Source organism: Kitasatospora sp. NPDC051705 (assembly GCF_044453265.1).
Lineage (GTDB): Bacteria > Actinomycetota > Actinomycetes > Streptomycetales > Streptomycetaceae > Kitasatospora.
Genome location: NZ_JBITCO010000010.1, coordinates 1 through 17,931 on the forward strand (window position 1 = coordinate 1; position 17,931 = coordinate 17,931).

Genomic DNA, 17,931 nt, shown 5'->3' on the forward strand with positions numbered 1-17,931 from the left:
CGCGGCCGCGGTGACGTTGGCGGCTGCGGCGAGCTCTGCCGGCGGGGCGAAACGCCGCTCCTCCTTGAGCAGGTTGGCCAGGCTCTCGTTGCTCACTCTGTGCTCCTCGTGCGTCTTCGTACGTGTCTCGTGGGGAGGTCTTTCGGGCCGTAACAGCCCCGCCAGCAGCGTCGTCAATCACGGCCCGCGGCAGGCGATGCGGCGCCCCGGGACGGCGTAGGCCCGGCCGGGCACGGGCCTCGGCCTCATCTCAGGACGCGGTGGCCCCTGGGCGGTCGGGAGCGGCCCTTGCCGCTTACGATAGTTTCATCATACGCTGAAATTAGTTTCCACGGGCGATGAAACCGAGAGTTGATCACGACCGGGCTCCAAGCAGGCACCGCAGCGGAAGGAACTGCTGCACCCGCCCGCGGTGTCGGCGGCCGAGCAACTCCGCGCGGAAGCTCACTCCCTGCCCCACAATGAAAGGCGGTCGCCATGACGAACCACCCGACCAACCCCTCCCAACCCCGCACCGGAACATCCGGCCTCACCGCCGGCTCCTGGGTCCTGGACGCGACCAGGTCATCAGTGGAGATCAAGCAGAAGTCGGTGTGGGGGCTGGCCACGGTCACGGCCGCCTTCACTCGGCTCGATGGAGAAGGCGAGATCGGCCTCGACGGTTCCGTACACGGCACGCTGACCATCGATGCCGCGTCGATCCACAGCAAGCAGGCCAAGCTCGACAATCACCTGCGCTCTGCGGACTTCTTCGACGTCCAGAGGCATCCGACGTTCACCTTCGCCGCCACCGGCGTCGCCGTCGACCACGCCGGAACCGCCGAGGTCACCGGCCACCTCACCGTGCTCGGGAGGACCCGCCCGATCACCTTCAGCTCCCGCACCACGTCCGCCGGCCCTGACGACGTGACCCTCAGCTCCGAGGTCATCATCGACCGCAATGACTTCGGCATGAGCTGGAACAGGGCCGGAATGATCAAGGGCCTCACCACCGTCACCCTCATTACTCGCTTCACCCGCCGCTAGCAGGGCCTCTCTCCTCCACGGCACATCCGGCGTCACCGATGGCGCCCGCGCACCAACCCGCAGTACTGCCACCGCGTCCGGGGCGCCTCGCCCCTCCCCCCTCGGCCTCTGGGCCACCGCATCCATTCCGGAGACCGGCATGACCATGCCCTACCTCGCCAATCCCGACCAGCAGCAGACCCTCGAGTGGCTCGGCGGCGGGCTGCTCACCATCCTGCTCGACAGCCAGGCCACCGAAGGAAAGCTCACCGTCGGACTGTTCGACGTCCCCAAGGACGAGGCCCCGCCCTTCCACCTCCACACCCGCGAGGACGAGGTCTTCGTCCTCCTCAAGGGCAATGCGCTGGTGTGGGCCGGCGACGAATGCCACGAACTGTCCGAAGGCGGCGCCATCTACCTGCCCCGCAACATCCCCCACAGCTACCGCATCACCTCCCATCGCGCGGACCTCCTCCTCATCACCACCCCCGGTGGCATCGAGGAGATGTTCCGGCATGCCGGACGCGACATCACCACCCCCCGCCCCGCGGGGTTCGAGCTCAACACGGACCGCCTCCGCGAAGCCGCCTCCCTGCACGGCAACGTCATCCTCGGGCCGCCTCGCTGACCACCTACCCACCGCCCGCCACCGGCGCTCCCCGGCCTCCGCCCCGGCCTGTCCCGTGGTCCCCCATCATCCGGATGACGAAAGATGGTGCGCCACGGAGGCCGGGGGACGGGTGCGTCGACACGGAAGGACCACACGAGCGGCCTGACAGGCGCACGTGTCCACCGGACACGGCGGCTTCCGAGGCCGAGGTCGCCGCGACGGACTGGTGTGGCCGTGCGGCGCACCGGAGCCGCGGAGCACCGGACGCCGGCGGACACAACGTGGTACAGATCGCACGCAAACCCCGACCGGCCCCCTCCCCTGGACGAATCGGTACTGCGGTTCCGCCACGGGTGGATGCTCGACACCCGGGGCCACCTGATCCACCTGCTCGACGGCCCCGCTCCTCGGGTACGCGACCGTTCCCGCCCCGTTACCTTCTTTGTGGCCCTGAAATGGGGCTCCTGGCCTCCGGGTCCGGCATGACTGTTGCCCCCTGTCGATCGCATGACCTGGGGGGTGGTGTCACCGGGCCCGGAGCACCGTGTGACCGCTGATGAGAGGCCTGACCGGCACCCGGCCGAGCGCAACGCCCGGCCGCTGACGGGTGTCGGGTCTGCGTAACGTGGATGCGCGCGAACGGTGCCGACGGGCGAGGCCGGGACGGTGAACGACCTTCGGGGGGTTCGGTGTTCGACACGAGTGACATCGCGGTCTTCCTCGGCCTGGACGTCGGCAAGGGCGACCACCACGGCCACGGCCTGACCGCAGCCGGAAAGACCGTCTTCGACAAGCGGCTGCCCAACAGCGAACCGAAACTGCGGGCCGTCTTCGACAAGCTCACCGCCAAGTTCGGCCGCGTGCTGGTCATCGTCGACCAGCCGGCCTCGATCGGCGCCCTGCCGCTCGCCGTGGCCCGTGACGCCGGCTGCGAGGTCGCCTACCTGCCCGGCCTGGCGATGCGCCGCATCGCCGACCTCTACCCCGGCGAGGCCAAGACCGACGCCCGCGACGCCCACGTCATCGCGGACGCCGCCCGCACCATGCCCCACACCCTGCGCGCCCTCGAACTCGCCGACGAGACCGCCGCCCAGCTCACCGTCCTGACCGGCTTCGACCAGGACCTCGCCGCCGAGGCCACCCGCACCAGCAACCGCCTACGCGGCCTGCTCACCCAGTTCCACCCCTCCCTCGAACGCGTCCTCGGGCCCCGCCTGGACCACCCCGCCGTCACCCACCTACTCGAACGCCACGGCTCCCCGGCCGCCCTGCGCAAAGCCGGCCGACGAAGACTCGTCACCCTGATACGGCCCAAAGCCCCGCGCATGGCCGAACGCCTGGTCGACGAGATCTTCGACGCCCTCGACCAGCAGACCGTCGTCGTCCCCGGCACCACCACCCTGGACGTCGTGGTGCCCTCCCTGGCCCGCTCGCTCGCCGCCGTCCACGAACAGCGACGCGCCGTCGAAGCCCAGATCGGCGAACTGCTGGAGGCCCACCCTCTTTCCAAGGTCCTGACCTCGATGCCCGGAGTCGGGGTCAGGACCGCCGCCACCCTGCTGGTCACCGTCGGCGACGGCACCAGCTTCCCCACAGCCGCCCACCTGGCCTCCTACGCCGGCCTCGCCCCGGCGACGAAGTCCTCCGGATCCTCCATCCACGGCGAACACGCCCCCAGAACCGGCAACCGGCTCCTGAAACGGGCCATGTTCCTCTCCGCGTTCGCCGCTCTCCACGACCCCGACTCCCGGACCTACTACGACCGGCAACGAAACCGCGGCAAGACCCACACCCAAGCCCTCCTCCGCCTCGCCCGCCAACGCATCAGCGTCCTGTTCGCCATGCTCCGCGACGGCACCCTCTACGAGACCCGCACCCCCGAATCCACATCAGCATGACCCGCGCAGCCTTGACGAAGGACATAGAGGCACCCCCCCGCCCCGCGAGAACCTGACCAGCACTGGGGACCTGGGTCACCCGGCCTGCGGTTTGCCTCGACAGCGCTCGCCGCGGCACCCGCGAGCACCCGTCGCACTCGCACGACAACGCTCCCTACGGCCCCGAGGGCCGGTGCACCGTCCGGCTGCGCGGCCCGGGCCGATCACCCGCAGGATCAGGTCCTGCACCCGAGCCCGCTGCGCCGGCCGCTTCGCCTCTACGCCGCGGGGCCGACGAAGGTGGCCCCTGGCGGAGAGCAGGCGCGCAAACGTGGCGACCGGCTGGTCAGCACACCCGGGGCGGGCAGCGCCGACCGGGTCGGCGGCCGGGAGGGAGGGGCCGCGCGGTGGCAATCCACCACCGGCCGGCCCCAGCCCGGCACCGGCAGCAGCGGCCGGACGATCGCCCACTCTGAGTCCGACATGTCCGTCGGGTAGCGTCGCACACGTTCCCCGTGGTCGGCCGTGTTCCCGAACGCGCCTGCGAAACAACCGCACGTCCAGCCGTCGCCGCGCCGCCCGAGCAGCATGCCGTCGGGGACGTTGTGCCGTGGTATCAGCGCCGCCATCACCTGGTTGAAGTCGTCGGCGTGGTGGGCGCAGTCGGGACCGGTTACGAAGGACGGATCCCCGGCCAGTTCGAGGCAGCCGGCGAAGGCGTGAAGTCCCGCCGGTTACGGCCACTCTGGTACAGGACGAACATCCAGCCGTCGGCGGATCGTTCGGCGGTCGGGGCCGGGTGGGCGGGTCGAGCTCCCCGTCCGGCTTCAGGCTGGCGGCACCCTCCCACGTTGAAGGCGAGCACCGCGTCGACCATCGGGACCTTGAGGTGATGGCCCGTGCGGCCGTGTTCCCGACAGTGCAGTGCGGCCAGGACCGACCTGGCGATGCATGCCGCAGATCTTGTCCACCAGCACGGTGGGCACGTAGTGCGGCCGTCCGGAGATCTGACGGTTGAACCAGACCAGGCCGCTGGCCGTCCGGATGGCGTCGTCGTAGGCGGCGTGGGTGCCGTGGTCGCTGTCGCTACGGAAGCCCTGGCGCTGGCGGCGTCAGTGCGGGATTGACGGCGGAGACCGCCGGTTACGGCAGGGGGTCGACGAGGTAGCGCTGGATGGTGGGGGCGAGGAGTTCGGTGACGGCGTCGGCGGAGAGCGACGCGATGTCGCCGACCTGCCAGATGTAGCGGTTCATGACCATGCCGACGATCTGGGTGGCGATGAGACTGGCGCGCAGGGTGCGTTCGGCGTCGGGCAGGCTGTGGGAGACGACTGCCAGGACGAGCTCGGAGAACAACTGCCGCAGGCGCTGCATGGCGGCGGGCTCCTGAGCAGCGGTCAGGATGATGGCGCGCAGGACTTCGGCGGAGGCGGGGTCCTCCCACAGGCGGAGGTTGGCTTCCACGAACGCGCGCCCTCGCTCGTGGAGCGGTCGCTCGGCGGCCGCGGCCACTGCGGCCCCGAACTCCACGGGGGGCTGCATGACCGCTTCCAGCAGTCCGGGCTTGGTGCGGAAGTAGTAGTGCACCAAGCCGGGGTCGACGCCGGCCTCCACGGCGACCGCACGGAGCGAGGTCGCGGCGTACCCGCGCGTGGCGAATGATCTGCGGGCGGCGGCGAGGATCTTGTCCGCCTGCTCGCCGCGCTCTCCCCGGGGGCCCCGCCCGCTCACCCGCATCACCTTCCGCATCAGGTCGAAGGGGACGGCACCTGCCGCCCACCACAATTTCATCATACGCTGAAAGAGTCCGGCGACTCCCGGGCACCCGACACCCCACACGGTCGCCAGGCGCCCTCCCGCGTCCGCAGCGCGTACGCGGAACGCTCGTCGTTAGGCGGGCAGCCCTGCCAGATCGGCCATCAGGCCCATCTGGTCTTCGAAGTACTCCCGGCCGGCATCGATGGTCGCCTCCATCCGGCCGAACACCTCGAAGCTGACCAGCCCGAACAGGTGGACCCAACCCGCCAACACCCCGTCCAGCAGTTCCTCGGGCATCTCTCCGGGCTGCTGATCGATCAGCCTGCGCAGGTAGACTCGTACCACCTCCGGCAGCGGCGTGGATCGCGGGAGCGCACGGCCACCGCCCGCCTGCTGGCCGACCGGGGCGACGAGGTCCGCCTGATCACCCTACCGGTCCGCCCTCGATGCCTTCGGCTTCACCTCGGCGGCGGTCACGCGGGGATGAGTCTGGGCGTCATGGGCCACCAGGTCCGTAGGCGGCGTGAGCCGGTGTCAGATCCGGCGCAGTGAGGTGATCACGAAGGTGGGGATCACGACGGCGCCGACGATCAGGTGCATCGGGGCCGACAGGAGCTGGTCGGCCATGGTGATGCCGGCCCCGTTGTAGGGAAGGCCGCCGACGGGCGTCGGGACCGCGAGTGCGGTGATACCCGACGCCGTCGGTGAGGGCGAGCATGTACAGGAGGCTCACCAGGAGGCCGACTCCTGTGGAAACGAGACGGCCGACGCGGCTACTGCCAGGACGCGTCCAGGCTGCCTACTTTGAGGTAGGGGACGCGGAACAGGACGCTGATCGACGCGCCGTGGGGAGGGACGGCGGCCACCGCGATCGACGTGGCGCCGCCGGACAACTCGGTGACCCAGGACGCGCGCAGGCCGCCCTGCTTGGCGTAGGCGGTGCCGTCGGCCACGACCCCGATCAACGGGCCGTTGATCGGATCGGTGGCCACCGCCATCGACGTCACGTCGAGCGACCATTCGGTGACCCAGACCGCGCTCAGGCCGCCCTGCTTGGCCAAGGCGGTGCCATCGGCCACGACCCCGATCAACGGGCCGTAGATGTCATCGCTGGCCACCGCGATCGACGTGGCGCCGCCGGACACTTCGGTGACCCAGGACGCGCGCAGGCCGCCCTGCTTGGCCATGGCGGTGCCGTCGGCCACGACCCCGATCGACGGGCCGCCATCGGTGGGATCGGTGGCCACCGCGATCGACGTGGCGCCGCCGGACACTTCGGTGACCCAGACCGCGCTCAGGCCGCCCTGCTTGGCCATGGCGGTGCCGTCGGCCACGACCCCGATCAACGGGCCGTTGATGTCATCGCTGGCCACCGCGATCGACGTGGCGCCGCCGGACACTTCGGTGACCCAGTTGACCTTGCCGGGCAGCCCACCTGCGTTGCCCTGGTAGGCATACACGGTGCCGTTTACCAGGACCGACACGAGCAGGCCGTTGGTGAGGTCGCTGGCGACCGCGATCTGACTCACCCCGGTGTACGGCAGCTGGATCCGCCAGCCGGAGGAGGTGCTGACGTATGCGTTGCCGCTGGAGTAGACGTAGCCCGTCACGCCGTCGGCTACCGAACTCTGCGTCACCTGGTCGCCGAGGCCTGGCGAGAAATTGGTCGGTCTCCCCTGGTGGATGAAGCCGTAAGCGTTGGCCACGACCCCGGTCAGCGGGCCGTTGGTGGGGTCGCTGGCCACCGCGATCGACGTAGGGCCGCCGGACACTTCGGTGACCCAGCCCGCGTTCAGGGCGCCCTGAGCCGCGACGGCGGTGCCGTTTTGCACGGCAGCGATCAGTGGGCCGTTGGTGGGGTCGGTGGCCACCGAGAGCGACGTGACGCCGCCGGACAACTCGGTGACCCCCGACGAGGCCACGTCGCCTTGCTTGGCGTAGGCGGTGCCGTTTTGCACGGCAGCGATCAGTGGGCCGTTGGTGGGGTCGGTGGCCACCGCGATCGACGTGAAGCCGTTGGACCCTTGGCTGCCGGGCAGTGGGCCGCCGAACCATTCGGTAGCCCAGCCCGCGTTCAGGCCGCCTTCCTTGGCGTAGGCGGTGCCGTTTTGCACGGCACCGATCACTGCGCCGTGGAAGGGGTCGGTGGCCACCGAGAGCGACGTGACGCCGCCGGACAACTCGGTGACCCAGGACGCGCGCAGGCCGCCCTGCTTGGCGTAGGCGGTGCCGTTTTGCACGGCCGCGATCAGTGGGCCGTGGGTGGGGTCGGTGGCCACCGCGATCGACGTGACGCCACCGGACACTTCGGCGACCCAGTTGTCCTTGCCGGTCAGCCCACCTGCGTTGCCCTGGTAGGCGTACTCCGTGCCGTTGACCAGGACCGCCACGAGCGGGCCGTTGGCGGGGTCGCTGGCGACCGCGATCTGTCTCACCCCGGTGTACGGCAGCTGGATCCGCGAGCCGGAGCCCTCTTGGACCCAGGCGTTGCCGTTCGGATCCACTTCACCGACAACCGCGCCGTTGGTCGGGTCGCTGGCGACCGAAATCTGCTTCGCGGCGGGAGGGTTACCGCCGCCCACCGCCGCCACCGCGGCACCCGACGGGAGCACCGCCAGCCCAGCCGCAGCCGACACCACGGTCAGCAGGTGCGCCGTACCGGCGCGCAACCAAGGCACTGCGGGCGACCCGTTTCCAGCTCTTTCGAACATCAGTGATTCCATTCCTGATCGATGTATGGGCCGACGATCAGCCGGCCGGAAAACCTCACCGCGCACGCGTGACAGAACCTCGAAGACGACACACCAGCACCGGAAGGCCCCGGACTGGAAGGTGGCATCGGTCGGTTGTCCCGCCCCACCAAGCTGCCTGCTCCACGTGCCGTGAGCCGTTCGCCATCACGCACCCCCTCCGAAGACGCCGGCCACCACAGCCGGCGACACCATCCACCTCCATCTCCAAGCACGAACCCCGAATTCTCAAAGACCCGCCGCAGGGCGCAGCGATGCAGCCGGGCCCTCGATCCATCCCCCTCAAGCGGGGAAGCCGCCGGGGCGGGCAGCGGCGGCCCCGCTGGCTCTGCCCGCCCCGGGGTCGGCGGCCCTGACACCGTGGCGCGTCGCCGACCACGGTCGTGAAGGGGGCAAGGGATCAGTGAGGGTGCGGCGGTGGTGCATCTTTGAGCGTGCGCATGACAGACCTTCCAATTTCCTCGACTGTGGAAACTAGTTTCAGCATATGGTGAAATTAAGCCGGCCGGCAAGTGCCAGTACTGGCACGGATGGTGATGCGGCGTGAGCGGGCCGGGCCCCGAGGAACGCGGCGAGCAAGCAGGTGACGTCACCGCGGCAGAGCGCAGATCCGTCGCCACCCGCAGGGCGGACTCTTCGGGACCACGGCATCGGTGAGCACCGACTCCCCCTGATCGCCGCGCCCTTGGAACACTTATGGGCGCTGTGCCTTCAAGGTCGGTGAACCCCGCCGCCTGCCGGGGCCCGGCCCGCCGACTTCGCCGTAGCGGTGGCCGGTCACGGTGCCGATCGTCGCCGGCCGTCCCGGGGCCGGTCGGGACGGGCCGGGTCGATCTGCATCACCACTGCCTTGGGCTCGGTGAAGAACTCGCGGCTGAACGTACCGCCCTCGCGCCCGATCCCGGAGTCGCCCACGCCGCCGAAGGGGGCCCGCAGGTCCCGTACGAAGAAGCAGTTCACCCAGACCGTGCCCGCCCGGAGCGCTGCCGCGACGCGGTGGGCACGGTGCAGGTTCTCGGTGAACAGCATCGCGTTGAGCCCGTACGGCGTGTCGTTGGCGCGTTCGATCGCCTCTGCCTCGGTGGCGAAGGGGATCACGACGACGACCGGCCCGAAGATCTCCTCCCGGACGTGACGGGCCGTACGGGGCATGCCGGTGACGACGGTGGGGCGTACGGTCCAGCCCTCGCCCCGACCACCGGTGCGGAGCGTCCCGCCCTGTTCGGCGATGGTGTCCACGTAACCGGCGACCTTGGCGTGGTGCTCGGCGGAGGCCAGTGGTCCGATCTGGGTGGACGGGTGCTTGGGATCGCCTACGACCATGGCGTCCGCCGCCGCGACGAACCGCGCGAGGAACTCGTCGTACACCTCCCGCTGGACGTACAAGCGGGAGCCGGCCAGGCACACCTGGCCCGAATTGGTGTACACGGCGCGGATCGACCACTCGACGGCACCGTCCAGGTCCGCGTCGGCGAAGACGATGTTCGCTCCCTTGCCTCCGAGTTCGAGGCTGACCGGGGTGAGGTTGCGGGCGCCGGCGGCGGCGATGACGCGGCCGGTGCCGGACTCGCCGGTGAAGGTGATCCGGTCCACGGCAGGGTGCTCGGTGAGGGCTTGGCCGACCGAGTCGGGGCCGTACCCGTGGACGACGTTGAACACGCCCGGGGGCATGCCCGCTTCCAGGGCCAGCCGCGCCATGAGCGTGGCCGAGACGGGGGTGTCCTCGGCCGGCTTGAGCACCACCGTGTTGCCCCAGGCGAGGGCCGGGGCGACCTTCCAGGACTCCAGCATCATCGGGAAGTTCCACGGCGCGATCGCCGCGACGACCCCGGCCGGGTCGAAGCGCGTGTAGGCGTGGTGGCCGCTGTCCATCGGGTAGCTCTCGGAGGTGGAGAGCCTCGCGTGGTCTGCGAAGAAACGGAAGTTCGCCGCCGTGCGCGGTACGTCGTTGCCCTGGGACTGGGTGATCGGCTTGCCCATGTCCCGGGTGTCCGCCTGGGCCAGTTCCTCCGCGTTCTGCTCGATCAGGTCCGCCAGGCGGTGAAGAATCCGGCCGCGCTCCGCCGTGCCCATGCGCGGCCAGGGGCCGTCGTCGAAGGCGCGGCGAGCCGCTCTCACCGCGCGGTCGGCGTCGGCGCTGTCGCCGAGGGCGGCCTCCGCCCAGGGCTGGCGGGTGTAAGGATCGGTGGAGGAGAACGCGGCTCCCGAGAGCGAGGCCGTTTCCTCGCCGTCGATGACGTGACCGTGGAACTCCATCAGCGCGTCCCCTCCCCGGTCGTGGTCGCCGCTTCCCGCTCGGCGATGGTGACGTCACCGGCCGCCCAGTGGGTCTTCGGCAGTTCCCGGACGGCCACGCGGACGCTGCTCCGCGGTATGTCCAGAGCCTGGACCACCGCCCCGGTGAGCTCATGGATCAGCGACCGGATCTCCTCCGGGCTCCGTCCGTGGACCATCGTCACTTCGATCAGCGGCATGTCAGCCTCCCGTCAGGTGGAGCGAACCGAGGTGGGTGAAGTGCACCGCGACGGTGGTGCCGGGCGGTACGGGTACGGCATCGGTCATGCCGCCGGTGAGCACGAGCCAGCCGGGCTCGATCGCCAGGCCCCGGCGGCCGAGCTCGTTGGCGGCCAGGGCCAGGGCCTCGGCGGGATGGCCCTGGACGGCGGCACCGGTGGCGCTGTCGGCGACCTGGCCGTCGACCTCGACCAGGCAGGCTTCCATCGCCAGGTCCAGCGCCTCGGGCGCCACACCGACCGGGCCGGTGAGGAAGCGGCCGGAGGAGGCGTTGTCGGCGACCACATCGGGCAGGGTGAAACGGAAGTCGCGGTAGCGGCTGTCGATCACCTCGATGCCGCCGTGCACCGAGCCGACCGCGGCCAGGGCGGTGGCGGCGGTGACACCGGGACCGGCCAGCCGGTCCTTCATCACGAACACGATCTCCGGTTCGGCGCGCGGGTGGATCAGCCGGCCCTGCGGGACGGGAGCTCCGGTCGGCAGCAGCATGCCGTCGGTCAGCCAGGCCGTCAGGGGCGCAGCGATGCCCATCCGCTCCTGTTTGGCACGCGAGGTCAGGCCGAGCTTGATGCCCACGATGTGCTCGCCCCGGTCGAGTCGGCGGCGCAGCGTCTCGTCCTGGACCGCGTAGGCGGTGTCCAGGTCGAGTCCGGGCCACTCGTCGGTGATCGGACCGCGGTCGGTGCGGTTGTCCTCGGCCGCCAGCAGAACGGTGGCGGCGCGGGCGATGTCCCAGCTCATCGGCCGATCCCCGCCTTCTCGCGCTCTTCGGCCAGCCTCAGCGCGATGTCGATGATCATGTCCTCCTGGCCGCCGACGTATCCGGCCTCGCCGACCCGTTGGAGGATCTCGTGGGCGGGTACCCCGTAGCGTTCCGCGGCCTGTTCGGCGTGCAGCAGGAAGCTGGAGTAGACGCCCGCGTAGCCCTGCACGATCGAGGAACGGTCCATCCACGGCAGCCGGGGGATGAACGGCTTGACCACGTCCTGCGCGGCGGCCAGGGCGAGGCCGACGTCCAGGCCGGTGGGGATGCCCAGGCGTTCGAAGGTGGCCGCGAGCACCTCGGTCGGCGCGTTTCCGGCGCCGGCGCCGAGCGCGCACAGGGCACCGTCGATCTGCCGGGCACCGCCCTGGTAGGCGAGCACCGAGTTGGCGACGCCGAGGGAGAGGTTCTGGTGGCCGTGGAAGCCGACCTGGGCCTCGTGTCCGATCTCCTGCACCAGGGCTTCGACCCGGGCCTGCGCGTCGCCCAGCACCAGGGCCCCGGCCGAGTCGACGACGTAGACGCACTGGGCACCGGCATCAACCATGATCCTCGCCTGGGCGGCGAGTTCTGCCGGGCCGATGCGGTGCGAGAGCATCAGGAAGCCGACCGTCTCCATGCCCAACTCGCGCGCGGCGGCGAAGTGCTGGGCGGACGTGTCGGCCTCGGTGCAGTGGGTGGCGATCCGGGCCACATCCGCGCCGACGGCGTGGGCGCGCTTCAGGTCGGTGACCGTGCCGACGCCGGGCAGCAGCAGCACGGCGATCTTCGCCCGGGTCGCCTCGTCGACGGCAGCCTCGATCAGCCGGATCTCGTCCACGGCGGAGAAGCCGTAGTTGAAGCTGGAGCCGCCGAGGCCGTCACCGTGGGCCACCTCGATGACCTCGACGCCCGCCTGGTCGAGGGCGTGTACGACACCGCGCACCTGATTCTCGGTGAACTGGTGGCGCATGGCGTGCGAACCGTCCCTGAGGGTGGAGTCGGTGATCCGCAGCGCTCGCGGCTGCTGGGCGTTGGTGAGGGTGGTCATGAAGTCACCGCCGTGATCCGGGCTTCCGCCAGCCGCTCGCCGACGCGAGCGGCCGCGGCCGTCATGATGTCCAGGTTTCCTGCCCAGGGCGGCAGGTAGTCGCCCCGGCCGCGCACCTCGAGGAAGACGGCCACCCGGGCTCGTCCCTTCCATTCGGGGCGCGGATCGTCGAACTGGGGGTCCGCCCGCAGCGTGTAGCCCGGGACGTACGCGGCCACTTCGCCGACCATGCGCGCGACGGACTCGTTGATGGCGTCCCGGTCGGCATCCTCCGGGATGGCGCAGAACACCGTGTCGCGCATGATCATCGGCGGGTCGACCGGGTTGAGGATGATGACCGCCTTGCCCTTGCCTGCGCCGCCGACCCGCTCGATGGCGTGCGAGGTGGTCTCGGTGAACTCGTCGATGTTCGCGCGGGTTCCGGGTCCGGCGGACCGGGAGGCGATCGACGCGACGATCTCCGCGTACTCGACCGGGACCACGCGGGAGACCGCGTGCACGATCGGGAGGGTGGCCTGCCCGCCGCAGGTGATCATGTTGATGTTGGGGGCGTCCAGGTGTTCTTCCAGGTTCACCGGCGGGCAGACGAGCGGGCCGACAGCCGCCGGGGTCAGGTCGATCGCCTGGATGCCCGCTGCGGCGTAGCGCGCCGCGTTCGCGATGTGCGCCTTCGCGGAGGTCGCCTCGAACACCAGCTGCGGTGGTTCGCCGCGCGACAGCAGCCAGTCCACTCCCTCCGCGGACGTCTCCAGACCCAGGTCGCGGGCCCGGGCCAGCCCGTCAGATGCCGGGTCGACGCCGACCATGTAGCGGACCTCGACCGTCGGGCTGTGCATCAGCTTGGCGAGCAGGTCGGTGCCGATGTTGCCCGGGCCGACGATGGCCGCGGTGACCTTGCTCATGAACTCTCCTCGGTGAAGCGTGCCGTGACGCTGCCGATCCCGGCGAAGGCGGCGGTGACGGTGTCACCCGCGCCGACGGGGACGGAAGCGGTGACGGAACCCGGCAGCACGACGTGTCCCGCCTCCAGGGCCACACCGCGTGCGCCGACGGTGTTGGCCAGCCAGACCAGTGAGGTCAGCGGCGATCCGAGCACCGCGCCGCTCGCACCGGTGCCGACCAGGTCGCCGTTGCGGTGCAGCGTGCAGCCGGCGAGGCGGAGATCGACGTCCGTCAGCCGGGCCGGGGTGCTGCCGAGGACGACGCCGCCGGCGGAGGCGTTGTCCGCGACGGTGTCGACGATCCCGATGCGCCAGTCGCGGATGCGTGAGTCGATCAGTTCCAGCGCCGGCAGGACGAAGTCCACGGCCGCGGCGGCCTCCGCGACCGTGACTCCCGGTCCGGCCAGGGGACGCTTGAGCACAAAGGCGATCTCCGGCTCGACCCGCGGCTGAAGGAACCGTGAGGCCGGCACGGGGGCGTTCTCCAGCCAGAACATGTCGTCCAGCAGATGGCCGTAGTCCGGCTGGTCCACCCCCAACTGCCGCTGCATGGCGGGGGACGACAGGCCGACCTTGTGGCCCTTGATCCGCGCGCCGCCGGCGACGCGGCGGCGGACTTGCAGCAGCTGGATCTCGTAGGCGTCCGTGAGCGTCAGCCCGCGGTACGTGCCCTCGAGCGGTTCGACCGGAACCTGGCTGTGGTGAGCGGCGAGAAGAGCGTCCGCCACCTCGCTCAGGGGCGGTGCGGTCATGACGGCACCCCCTCGGCCTGCCCCGCCGGAACTGCGGCGACATCCGTCATGACGATCTCCGATCGGGTCTGTGCGGGTCTGTCGAGTGCGCCGCCTGGCACGTCCGGGCAAGCCGCGCTCTCAAACTGTGTACACTTTCGCCCAGCGAAGTCAATACTTGGTCGACCTATTGACCACGGCCGAAACTGTATGCACTGTGTTCCAGCAAGCCGCCAGCGCCAAGCTGGCCTCCCTACTTCAGCGTGCTGGCGCCACTGCTCCCGAATCATGGCGCGGCAAACAATCGATGCCTGGAGTTCGTATGTCCGTATGGAACCTGGTGACCTGCCGGGCCGAGGGGCCTAGCGCCGCGTCGTTCGTCGCCGCCACCGACGCAGAGGGACGGGTTCGACGCCACCCGGTACTGGCGCGGTATCCCGACGTGGGGGCGGCGCTGCAGGACTGGGCGGAGCTCGAGCCGGTCCTGCGCGCCTGGCGGCCCGCCGAGGGCGAACCTCTCGAATCCGTGGAGCTGTTGGCGCCTCTGCCGCGTCCGGGCAAGCTGGTCTTCGCCGGCGCCAACTACCACGACCACCTGCGGGAAATGGGTGTCGGGACGCTACCCGACGGCATGGAACCGTACTTCTTCCTGCTCCCGCCGACGGCGATCGTCGGGCCCGGAGAGGCGGTCTCCATCCCCCGTGACCCTGCGGCCCGCGTGGACTGGGAGGCCGAACTCGGCGTGGTGATCGGACGACGGGCCCACCGGCTGCCTGTGGAACGGGCGCTGGAGGCCGTCGCGGGCTACACCATCGTCAACGACGTCTCGGCGCGCGGCCTGCACGCCCGGCCGAACCCGTTGGCGCCCCCGTTCGCCTACGACTGGCTCGCGTCCAAGGGGCGCGACACCTTCACACCGATCGGCCCCGGGGTGACGCCGTCCTGGTTCGTGGCCGATCCGCAGGCGCTGCCCATCCGGCTGTGGCGCAACGGCGTACTGGAACAGGACGGGAACACCAAGGACATGATCTTCACCGTGGCGCAGCTCGTCTCGGCCGCAAGTGCGCTGATGACGCTGGAGCCGGGCGACGTGATCGCCACCGGTACGCCGGCCGGTGTCGGGGCAGCCAAGGGCCTGGCTCTCCAGGACGGCGACCGGCTGCGCATCCGGATCGAACCGCTCGGCGAGCTCGGCAACGACGTGCGGCAGGCCGAACCGCTTCTCGCCTCCGCGCCCTCGAACACCGTGGAGCAGGGATGACCTCCAGCATGGGCCCGAGCCGCGCAGCCGACGCCGCGGACTTCGCACCGCTCTTCGCGCCGCTGCGCCTCGGCGGGCGTACGGCCCGCAACCGGATCGTGCACGCGCCGATGTCCGTCGGCTACGCCAACCCGGACGGTACCGTGACCGATCGCGAGATCGAGCACTACGCCCGTCGTGCCCAGGGCGGCGCCGGAGTGGTGATCACCGAGAACTTCGCGATCAGCGTCGCGGGCCGGCAGATGCCGCTGCAGACGCTGGTGAGCGACGAGGATCAGCTGCCCGGGTTGAGGCGGCTGGCCTCCGAGATCCGCAGGCACGGCGCCCTGGCGATCGTGCAGATCGTGCACGCCGGCAGGTACGCGGGGCCCTGGGAGGAGTACGGGTGCCGCCCCCGCCTCGCTCCGTCGGCAGTCTCCTTCGAGCTGACGCCGGGCCGGGTGGTGACCCCGCAGGAGATCGCGCCGGAGGAGATCGAGGAGACCGTCGACGCCTTCGTGCGGGCCGCGAGGCTGTGCGAGCGCGCCGGGTTCGACGGTGTGGACATCCACGCGGCGCAGGGCTTCCTGCTCTCCGGCTTCCTCTCGCCGCGCACCAACCGGCGCACCGACCAGTGGGGCGGCGACTTCGAGGGGCGCACCCGGCTCGTGCTGGAGGTGGTGCGCCGGGTCACCGCGAGCACCGGTGGGGATTTCGCGGTCGGAGTGCACCTGCTCAGCGACGAGCGCGTGGAGGGCGGGTGGAGCCTGGGGGACGCCGTGCGGCTCGCTCCGCTGCTGGAGGACGAAGGGGCCGCCTTCCTGTTCGCGATCCCCGCCACGTTCGAGACCATGCGTCTTCCGCGCAATGCGGACGTACTCGGGGAGCCGGGCTACTCGGTGCACGACTCGGAGGCACTGCAGCGTGCGGTGCGGATCCCCGTGGTGGCCAACGGCGGTCTGGGCGATCCCCGGGAGGCGGCGCGGGTCCTCCGGGCGCGGCAGGCGCAGGCGGTGGGCCTGGCCCGGCCGCTCTTCGTGGATCCCGACTGGCCTCGCAAGGTGGCGGCCGGCGCCGCCGACACCCTGCGCACCTGCCGCTGCGAGACGTCGCTGTGCCTGCGCACCCAGTTGACCGGCTCGCTCTGCGAGCGCTGGCCGGACAGTGCTCGGGCGCGCGGCTACCTCGGCTACGACGAGAGGACCACGCCGTGATCACCCTGACCGACATCGCCTACGTGCGCTCGGGCGTCGAAGACCTGGAAGGCGCCGTCCGGTTCGCCAGTGACATCGTCGGCCTCGAAGTGGTCGATTCCGACAAGCCAGGGGTGGCGCATCTGCGGGCCGACCCCCGGGGTCACTGCCTCACCTTCGTCCAGGGGCGCTCCGGCGTCATCGCCTCCGGCTTCACCGTCGCCGGGCGCGACGCCCTGGCGGCCGCGGAGAGCGAACTGGAGAAGCAGGGCCTGCGGGTCGAACGCGGCGATCCGGCGGGGGCACGCTCCCGCGGGGTCTCGGAGTACATCGCCTTCGACGACCCCTTCGGCAACCGCATAGAACTGGCCGCGGCGCAGTACCGTTCCGCCGAACCGTTGCGGCACACCCGCGACGCCGGGATCACCGAGTTCGGGCACCTGTGCCTGGACGCGCCGGATGTGCACGAGGCCCACCGGTTCTGGTCCACGACGTTCAATGCGCGCGTGTCGGACTGGGTCGGCGACCGCGCTTGCCTGATGCGCATCGACCCCGTCCATCACAAGCTCGCCGTGTTCCGGGGCGAGGAGGCCGGCCTGTGTCACATCAACTTCCAGGTCGACTCGCTCGATGCGCTCATGCGCAACTGGCACTTCCTGACCGACCGGGGCGTGGAGATCGTCATGGGGCCGGGACGGCACCCCACGTCCGGCTCGGTGTTCCTCTACTTCCGCGGCCCCGAGAACCTCACCTACGAGTACGCGGTCGGCGGGCGACTCATCGAGGCCGACACGGCGTGGATCCCGCGCGTGTTCGACCCCGAGCTGCCCTCGTCCCTCGACACGTGGCGCGGTCGGGTGGCGCCCACGACCCGGCAGCGCCAGCTGCCCCGCACGGCGCACCCCGCCGCGTCGTAGCCGCCCGGCCCCACGGGCGGCCCCTCTGCCAGGTCGGCACCACTGCCGACCCGTACCCAATCCCCACCAGCCCGGCGACACCGCCGGCGAAGGAGAACCGATGATCTTCGTGACCCATGTCCTGCCCGTCAACGAGCCCGGCGAGCCCCGGCTGGACCGTGCCGCGGTGTGGGAGGGACTCGTGCTCAAGGCCAACAACGCCCTGCCGTTCGTCCCCTCGATGAGCCACTGCACCGTCGTCGAGCGCTACGACGACACCTGCTTCGACCGCGACATCCGCTACCGGGAGGTCGACTTCCGTGAGCGGATCACGCTCGAGGAGCCGCACCGCGTGGTGTTCACCCGGCTGTCGGGCCCGGTGCTCGGCACCATCGCCAACGAGATCGAGGGCGACGACCACGACCTGCGGCTCCGCTTCACCTTCGCCCTGGTCCAGTCCGGCGTCCCCGGCGGCTCCGAGGTCGAGGCGACCATCGCCGCGACGATGACCGGTGACTACCTCCAGGCCATCACCGCGACCCTCGACGCCATGCGTCGCTGTGCCGTGGCCGACGTCGCCTGACCTCACGCGAACCGCGGAACCCACCGACGAAAGGAACAGA

The 17,931-nt window shown here is 70.7% G+C and carries 16 protein-coding genes; 7 read left to right on the forward strand and 9 right to left on the reverse strand.

Features of this window, described 5'->3' with window-relative positions:
• Positions 1-477: 477 nt before the first annotated feature.
• From ACIA8Q_RS15270 to ACIA8Q_RS15280, 3 genes are all read left to right on the forward strand, one after another.
• Positions 478-1,026 carry a YceI family protein gene (locus tag ACIA8Q_RS15270; RefSeq protein ID WP_360220817.1) on the forward strand — a complete coding sequence of 183 codons (549 nt, stop codon included), beginning with the start codon at positions 478-480 and terminating at the stop codon, positions 1,024-1,026.
• Between the two features lie 139 nt (positions 1,027-1,165).
• Complete coding sequence (locus tag ACIA8Q_RS15275) at positions 1,166-1,633, forward strand: cupin domain-containing protein (RefSeq protein ID WP_360220814.1); 468 nt, start codon at positions 1,166-1,168, stop codon at positions 1,631-1,633.
• A gap of 671 nt (positions 1,634-2,304) precedes the next feature.
• Positions 2,305-3,513 (forward strand): IS110 family transposase, encoded by a 1,209-nt coding sequence (locus ACIA8Q_RS15280; RefSeq protein WP_396317273.1) that lies wholly within the window; start codon positions 2,305-2,307, stop codon positions 3,511-3,513.
• Positions 3,514-4,635: 1,122 nt separating this feature from the next.
• Here the strand turns inward: ACIA8Q_RS15280 and ACIA8Q_RS15285 are convergent.
• The 9 genes from ACIA8Q_RS15285 to ACIA8Q_RS15325 all read right to left on the reverse strand — a co-directional run bounded on the left by ACIA8Q_RS15285 (position 4,636) and on the right by ACIA8Q_RS15325 (position 14,000).
• Positions 4,636-5,223, reverse strand: a complete 588-nt coding sequence (locus ACIA8Q_RS15285; RefSeq protein ID WP_396317274.1) for a TetR family transcriptional regulator — start codon at positions 5,221-5,223, stop codon at positions 4,636-4,638.
• A gap of 159 nt (positions 5,224-5,382) precedes the next feature.
• Positions 5,383-5,604, reverse strand: coding sequence for a TetR-like C-terminal domain-containing protein (locus tag ACIA8Q_RS15290; RefSeq protein ID WP_360220820.1), 222 nt, complete (start codon positions 5,602-5,604; stop codon positions 5,383-5,385).
• A 419-nt stretch (positions 5,605-6,023) separates the two neighbouring features.
• Positions 6,024-7,973 (reverse strand): hypothetical protein, encoded by a 1,950-nt coding sequence (locus tag ACIA8Q_RS15295; RefSeq protein WP_360220808.1) that lies wholly within the window; start codon positions 7,971-7,973, stop codon positions 6,024-6,026.
• Between the two features lie 804 nt (positions 7,974-8,777).
• Positions 8,778-10,256 carry an aldehyde dehydrogenase gene (locus ACIA8Q_RS15300; protein ID WP_396317275.1) on the reverse strand — a complete coding sequence of 493 codons (1,479 nt, stop codon included), beginning with the start codon at positions 10,254-10,256 and terminating at the stop codon, positions 8,778-8,780.
• Positions 10,256-10,474 (reverse strand): 4-oxalocrotonate tautomerase family protein, encoded by a 219-nt coding sequence (locus ACIA8Q_RS15305; protein WP_396317276.1) that lies wholly within the window; start codon positions 10,472-10,474, stop codon positions 10,256-10,258. Before ACIA8Q_RS15305 ends, ACIA8Q_RS15300 begins: the two co-directional genes overlap by 1 nt.
• A 1-nt stretch (position 10,475) precedes the next feature.
• On the reverse strand, positions 10,476-11,255 hold the full coding sequence (locus ACIA8Q_RS15310; RefSeq protein ID WP_396317277.1) for a 2-keto-4-pentenoate hydratase: 780 nt from the start codon (positions 11,253-11,255) through the stop codon (positions 10,476-10,478).
• Positions 11,252-12,307 (reverse strand): 4-hydroxy-2-oxovalerate aldolase, encoded by a 1,056-nt coding sequence (gene dmpG, locus ACIA8Q_RS15315; RefSeq protein ID WP_396317278.1) that lies wholly within the window; start codon positions 12,305-12,307, stop codon positions 11,252-11,254. The genes ACIA8Q_RS15310 and dmpG overlap by 4 nt, the downstream gene beginning before the upstream one ends.
• The gene (locus ACIA8Q_RS15320) at positions 12,304-13,209 is read right to left on the reverse strand and encodes an acetaldehyde dehydrogenase (acetylating) (protein ID WP_360220793.1); all 906 of its coding nucleotides are present in this window, start codon (positions 13,207-13,209) and stop codon (positions 12,304-12,306) included. Before ACIA8Q_RS15320 ends, dmpG begins: the two co-directional genes overlap by 4 nt.
• Positions 13,206-14,000 carry a 2-keto-4-pentenoate hydratase gene (locus tag ACIA8Q_RS15325; RefSeq protein ID WP_396317279.1) on the reverse strand — a complete coding sequence of 265 codons (795 nt, stop codon included), beginning with the start codon at positions 13,998-14,000 and terminating at the stop codon, positions 13,206-13,208. The genes ACIA8Q_RS15320 and ACIA8Q_RS15325 overlap by 4 nt, the downstream gene beginning before the upstream one ends.
• Positions 14,001-14,301: 301 nt before the next feature.
• On the opposite strand from ACIA8Q_RS15325, the gene ACIA8Q_RS15330 reads away from it, so the two are divergent.
• The 4 genes from ACIA8Q_RS15330 (at position 14,302) to ACIA8Q_RS15345 (ending at position 17,891) form a co-directional block, all read left to right on the forward strand.
• A complete protein-coding gene (locus ACIA8Q_RS15330) occupies positions 14,302-15,240 on the forward strand; it encodes a fumarylacetoacetate hydrolase family protein (RefSeq protein ID WP_396317280.1) in 939 nt (312 codons plus the stop codon).
• A complete protein-coding gene (locus ACIA8Q_RS15335) occupies positions 15,237-16,433 on the forward strand; it encodes an NADH:flavin oxidoreductase (protein ID WP_396317281.1) in 1,197 nt (398 codons plus the stop codon). The genes ACIA8Q_RS15330 and ACIA8Q_RS15335 overlap by 4 nt, the downstream gene beginning before the upstream one ends.
• Positions 16,430-17,329, forward strand: coding sequence for a VOC family protein (locus ACIA8Q_RS15340; protein WP_396317282.1), 900 nt, complete (start codon positions 16,430-16,432; stop codon positions 17,327-17,329). Before ACIA8Q_RS15335 ends, ACIA8Q_RS15340 begins: the two co-directional genes overlap by 4 nt.
• 100 nt (positions 17,330-17,429) lie before the next feature.
• Positions 17,430-17,891: an SRPBCC family protein gene (locus tag ACIA8Q_RS15345; RefSeq protein WP_360220778.1), complete on the forward strand. Its 462-nt coding sequence runs from the start codon at positions 17,430-17,432 to the stop codon at positions 17,889-17,891.
• Positions 17,892-17,931 lie beyond the last annotated feature (40 nt).

Bases quoted from the DNA above. Each gene is read 5' to 3' on its own strand.
- ACIA8Q_RS15325 (WP_396317279.1), bottom strand. From the start codon at position 14,000: ATGACCGCACCGCCCCTGAGCGAGGTGGCGGACGCTCTTCTCGCCGCT.
- ACIA8Q_RS15335 (WP_396317281.1), top strand. From the start codon at position 15,237: ATGACCTCCAGCATGGGCCCGAGCCGCGCAGCCGACGCCGCGGACTTC.
- ACIA8Q_RS15295 (WP_360220808.1), bottom strand. From the start codon at position 7,973: ATGGAATCACTGATGTTCGAAAGAGCTGGAAACGGGTCGCCCGCAGTG.
- ACIA8Q_RS15330 (WP_396317280.1), top strand. From the start codon at position 14,302: ATGTCCGTATGGAACCTGGTGACCTGCCGGGCCGAGGGGCCTAGCGCC.
- ACIA8Q_RS15305 (WP_396317276.1), bottom strand. From the start codon at position 10,474: ATGCCGCTGATCGAAGTGACGATGGTCCACGGACGGAGCCCGGAGGAG.
- ACIA8Q_RS15320 (WP_360220793.1), bottom strand. From the start codon at position 13,209: ATGAGCAAGGTCACCGCGGCCATCGTCGGCCCGGGCAACATCGGCACC.
- ACIA8Q_RS15270 (WP_360220817.1), top strand. From the start codon at position 478: ATGACGAACCACCCGACCAACCCCTCCCAACCCCGCACCGGAACATCC.
- dmpG (WP_396317278.1), bottom strand. From the start codon at position 12,307: ATGACCACCCTCACCAACGCCCAGCAGCCGCGAGCGCTGCGGATCACC.
- ACIA8Q_RS15300 (WP_396317275.1), bottom strand. From the start codon at position 10,256: ATGGAGTTCCACGGTCACGTCATCGACGGCGAGGAAACGGCCTCGCTC.
- ACIA8Q_RS15310 (WP_396317277.1), bottom strand. From the start codon at position 11,255: ATGAGCTGGGACATCGCCCGCGCCGCCACCGTTCTGCTGGCGGCCGAG.
- ACIA8Q_RS15275 (WP_360220814.1), top strand. From the start codon at position 1,166: ATGACCATGCCCTACCTCGCCAATCCCGACCAGCAGCAGACCCTCGAG.
- ACIA8Q_RS15345 (WP_360220778.1), top strand. From the start codon at position 17,430: ATGATCTTCGTGACCCATGTCCTGCCCGTCAACGAGCCCGGCGAGCCC.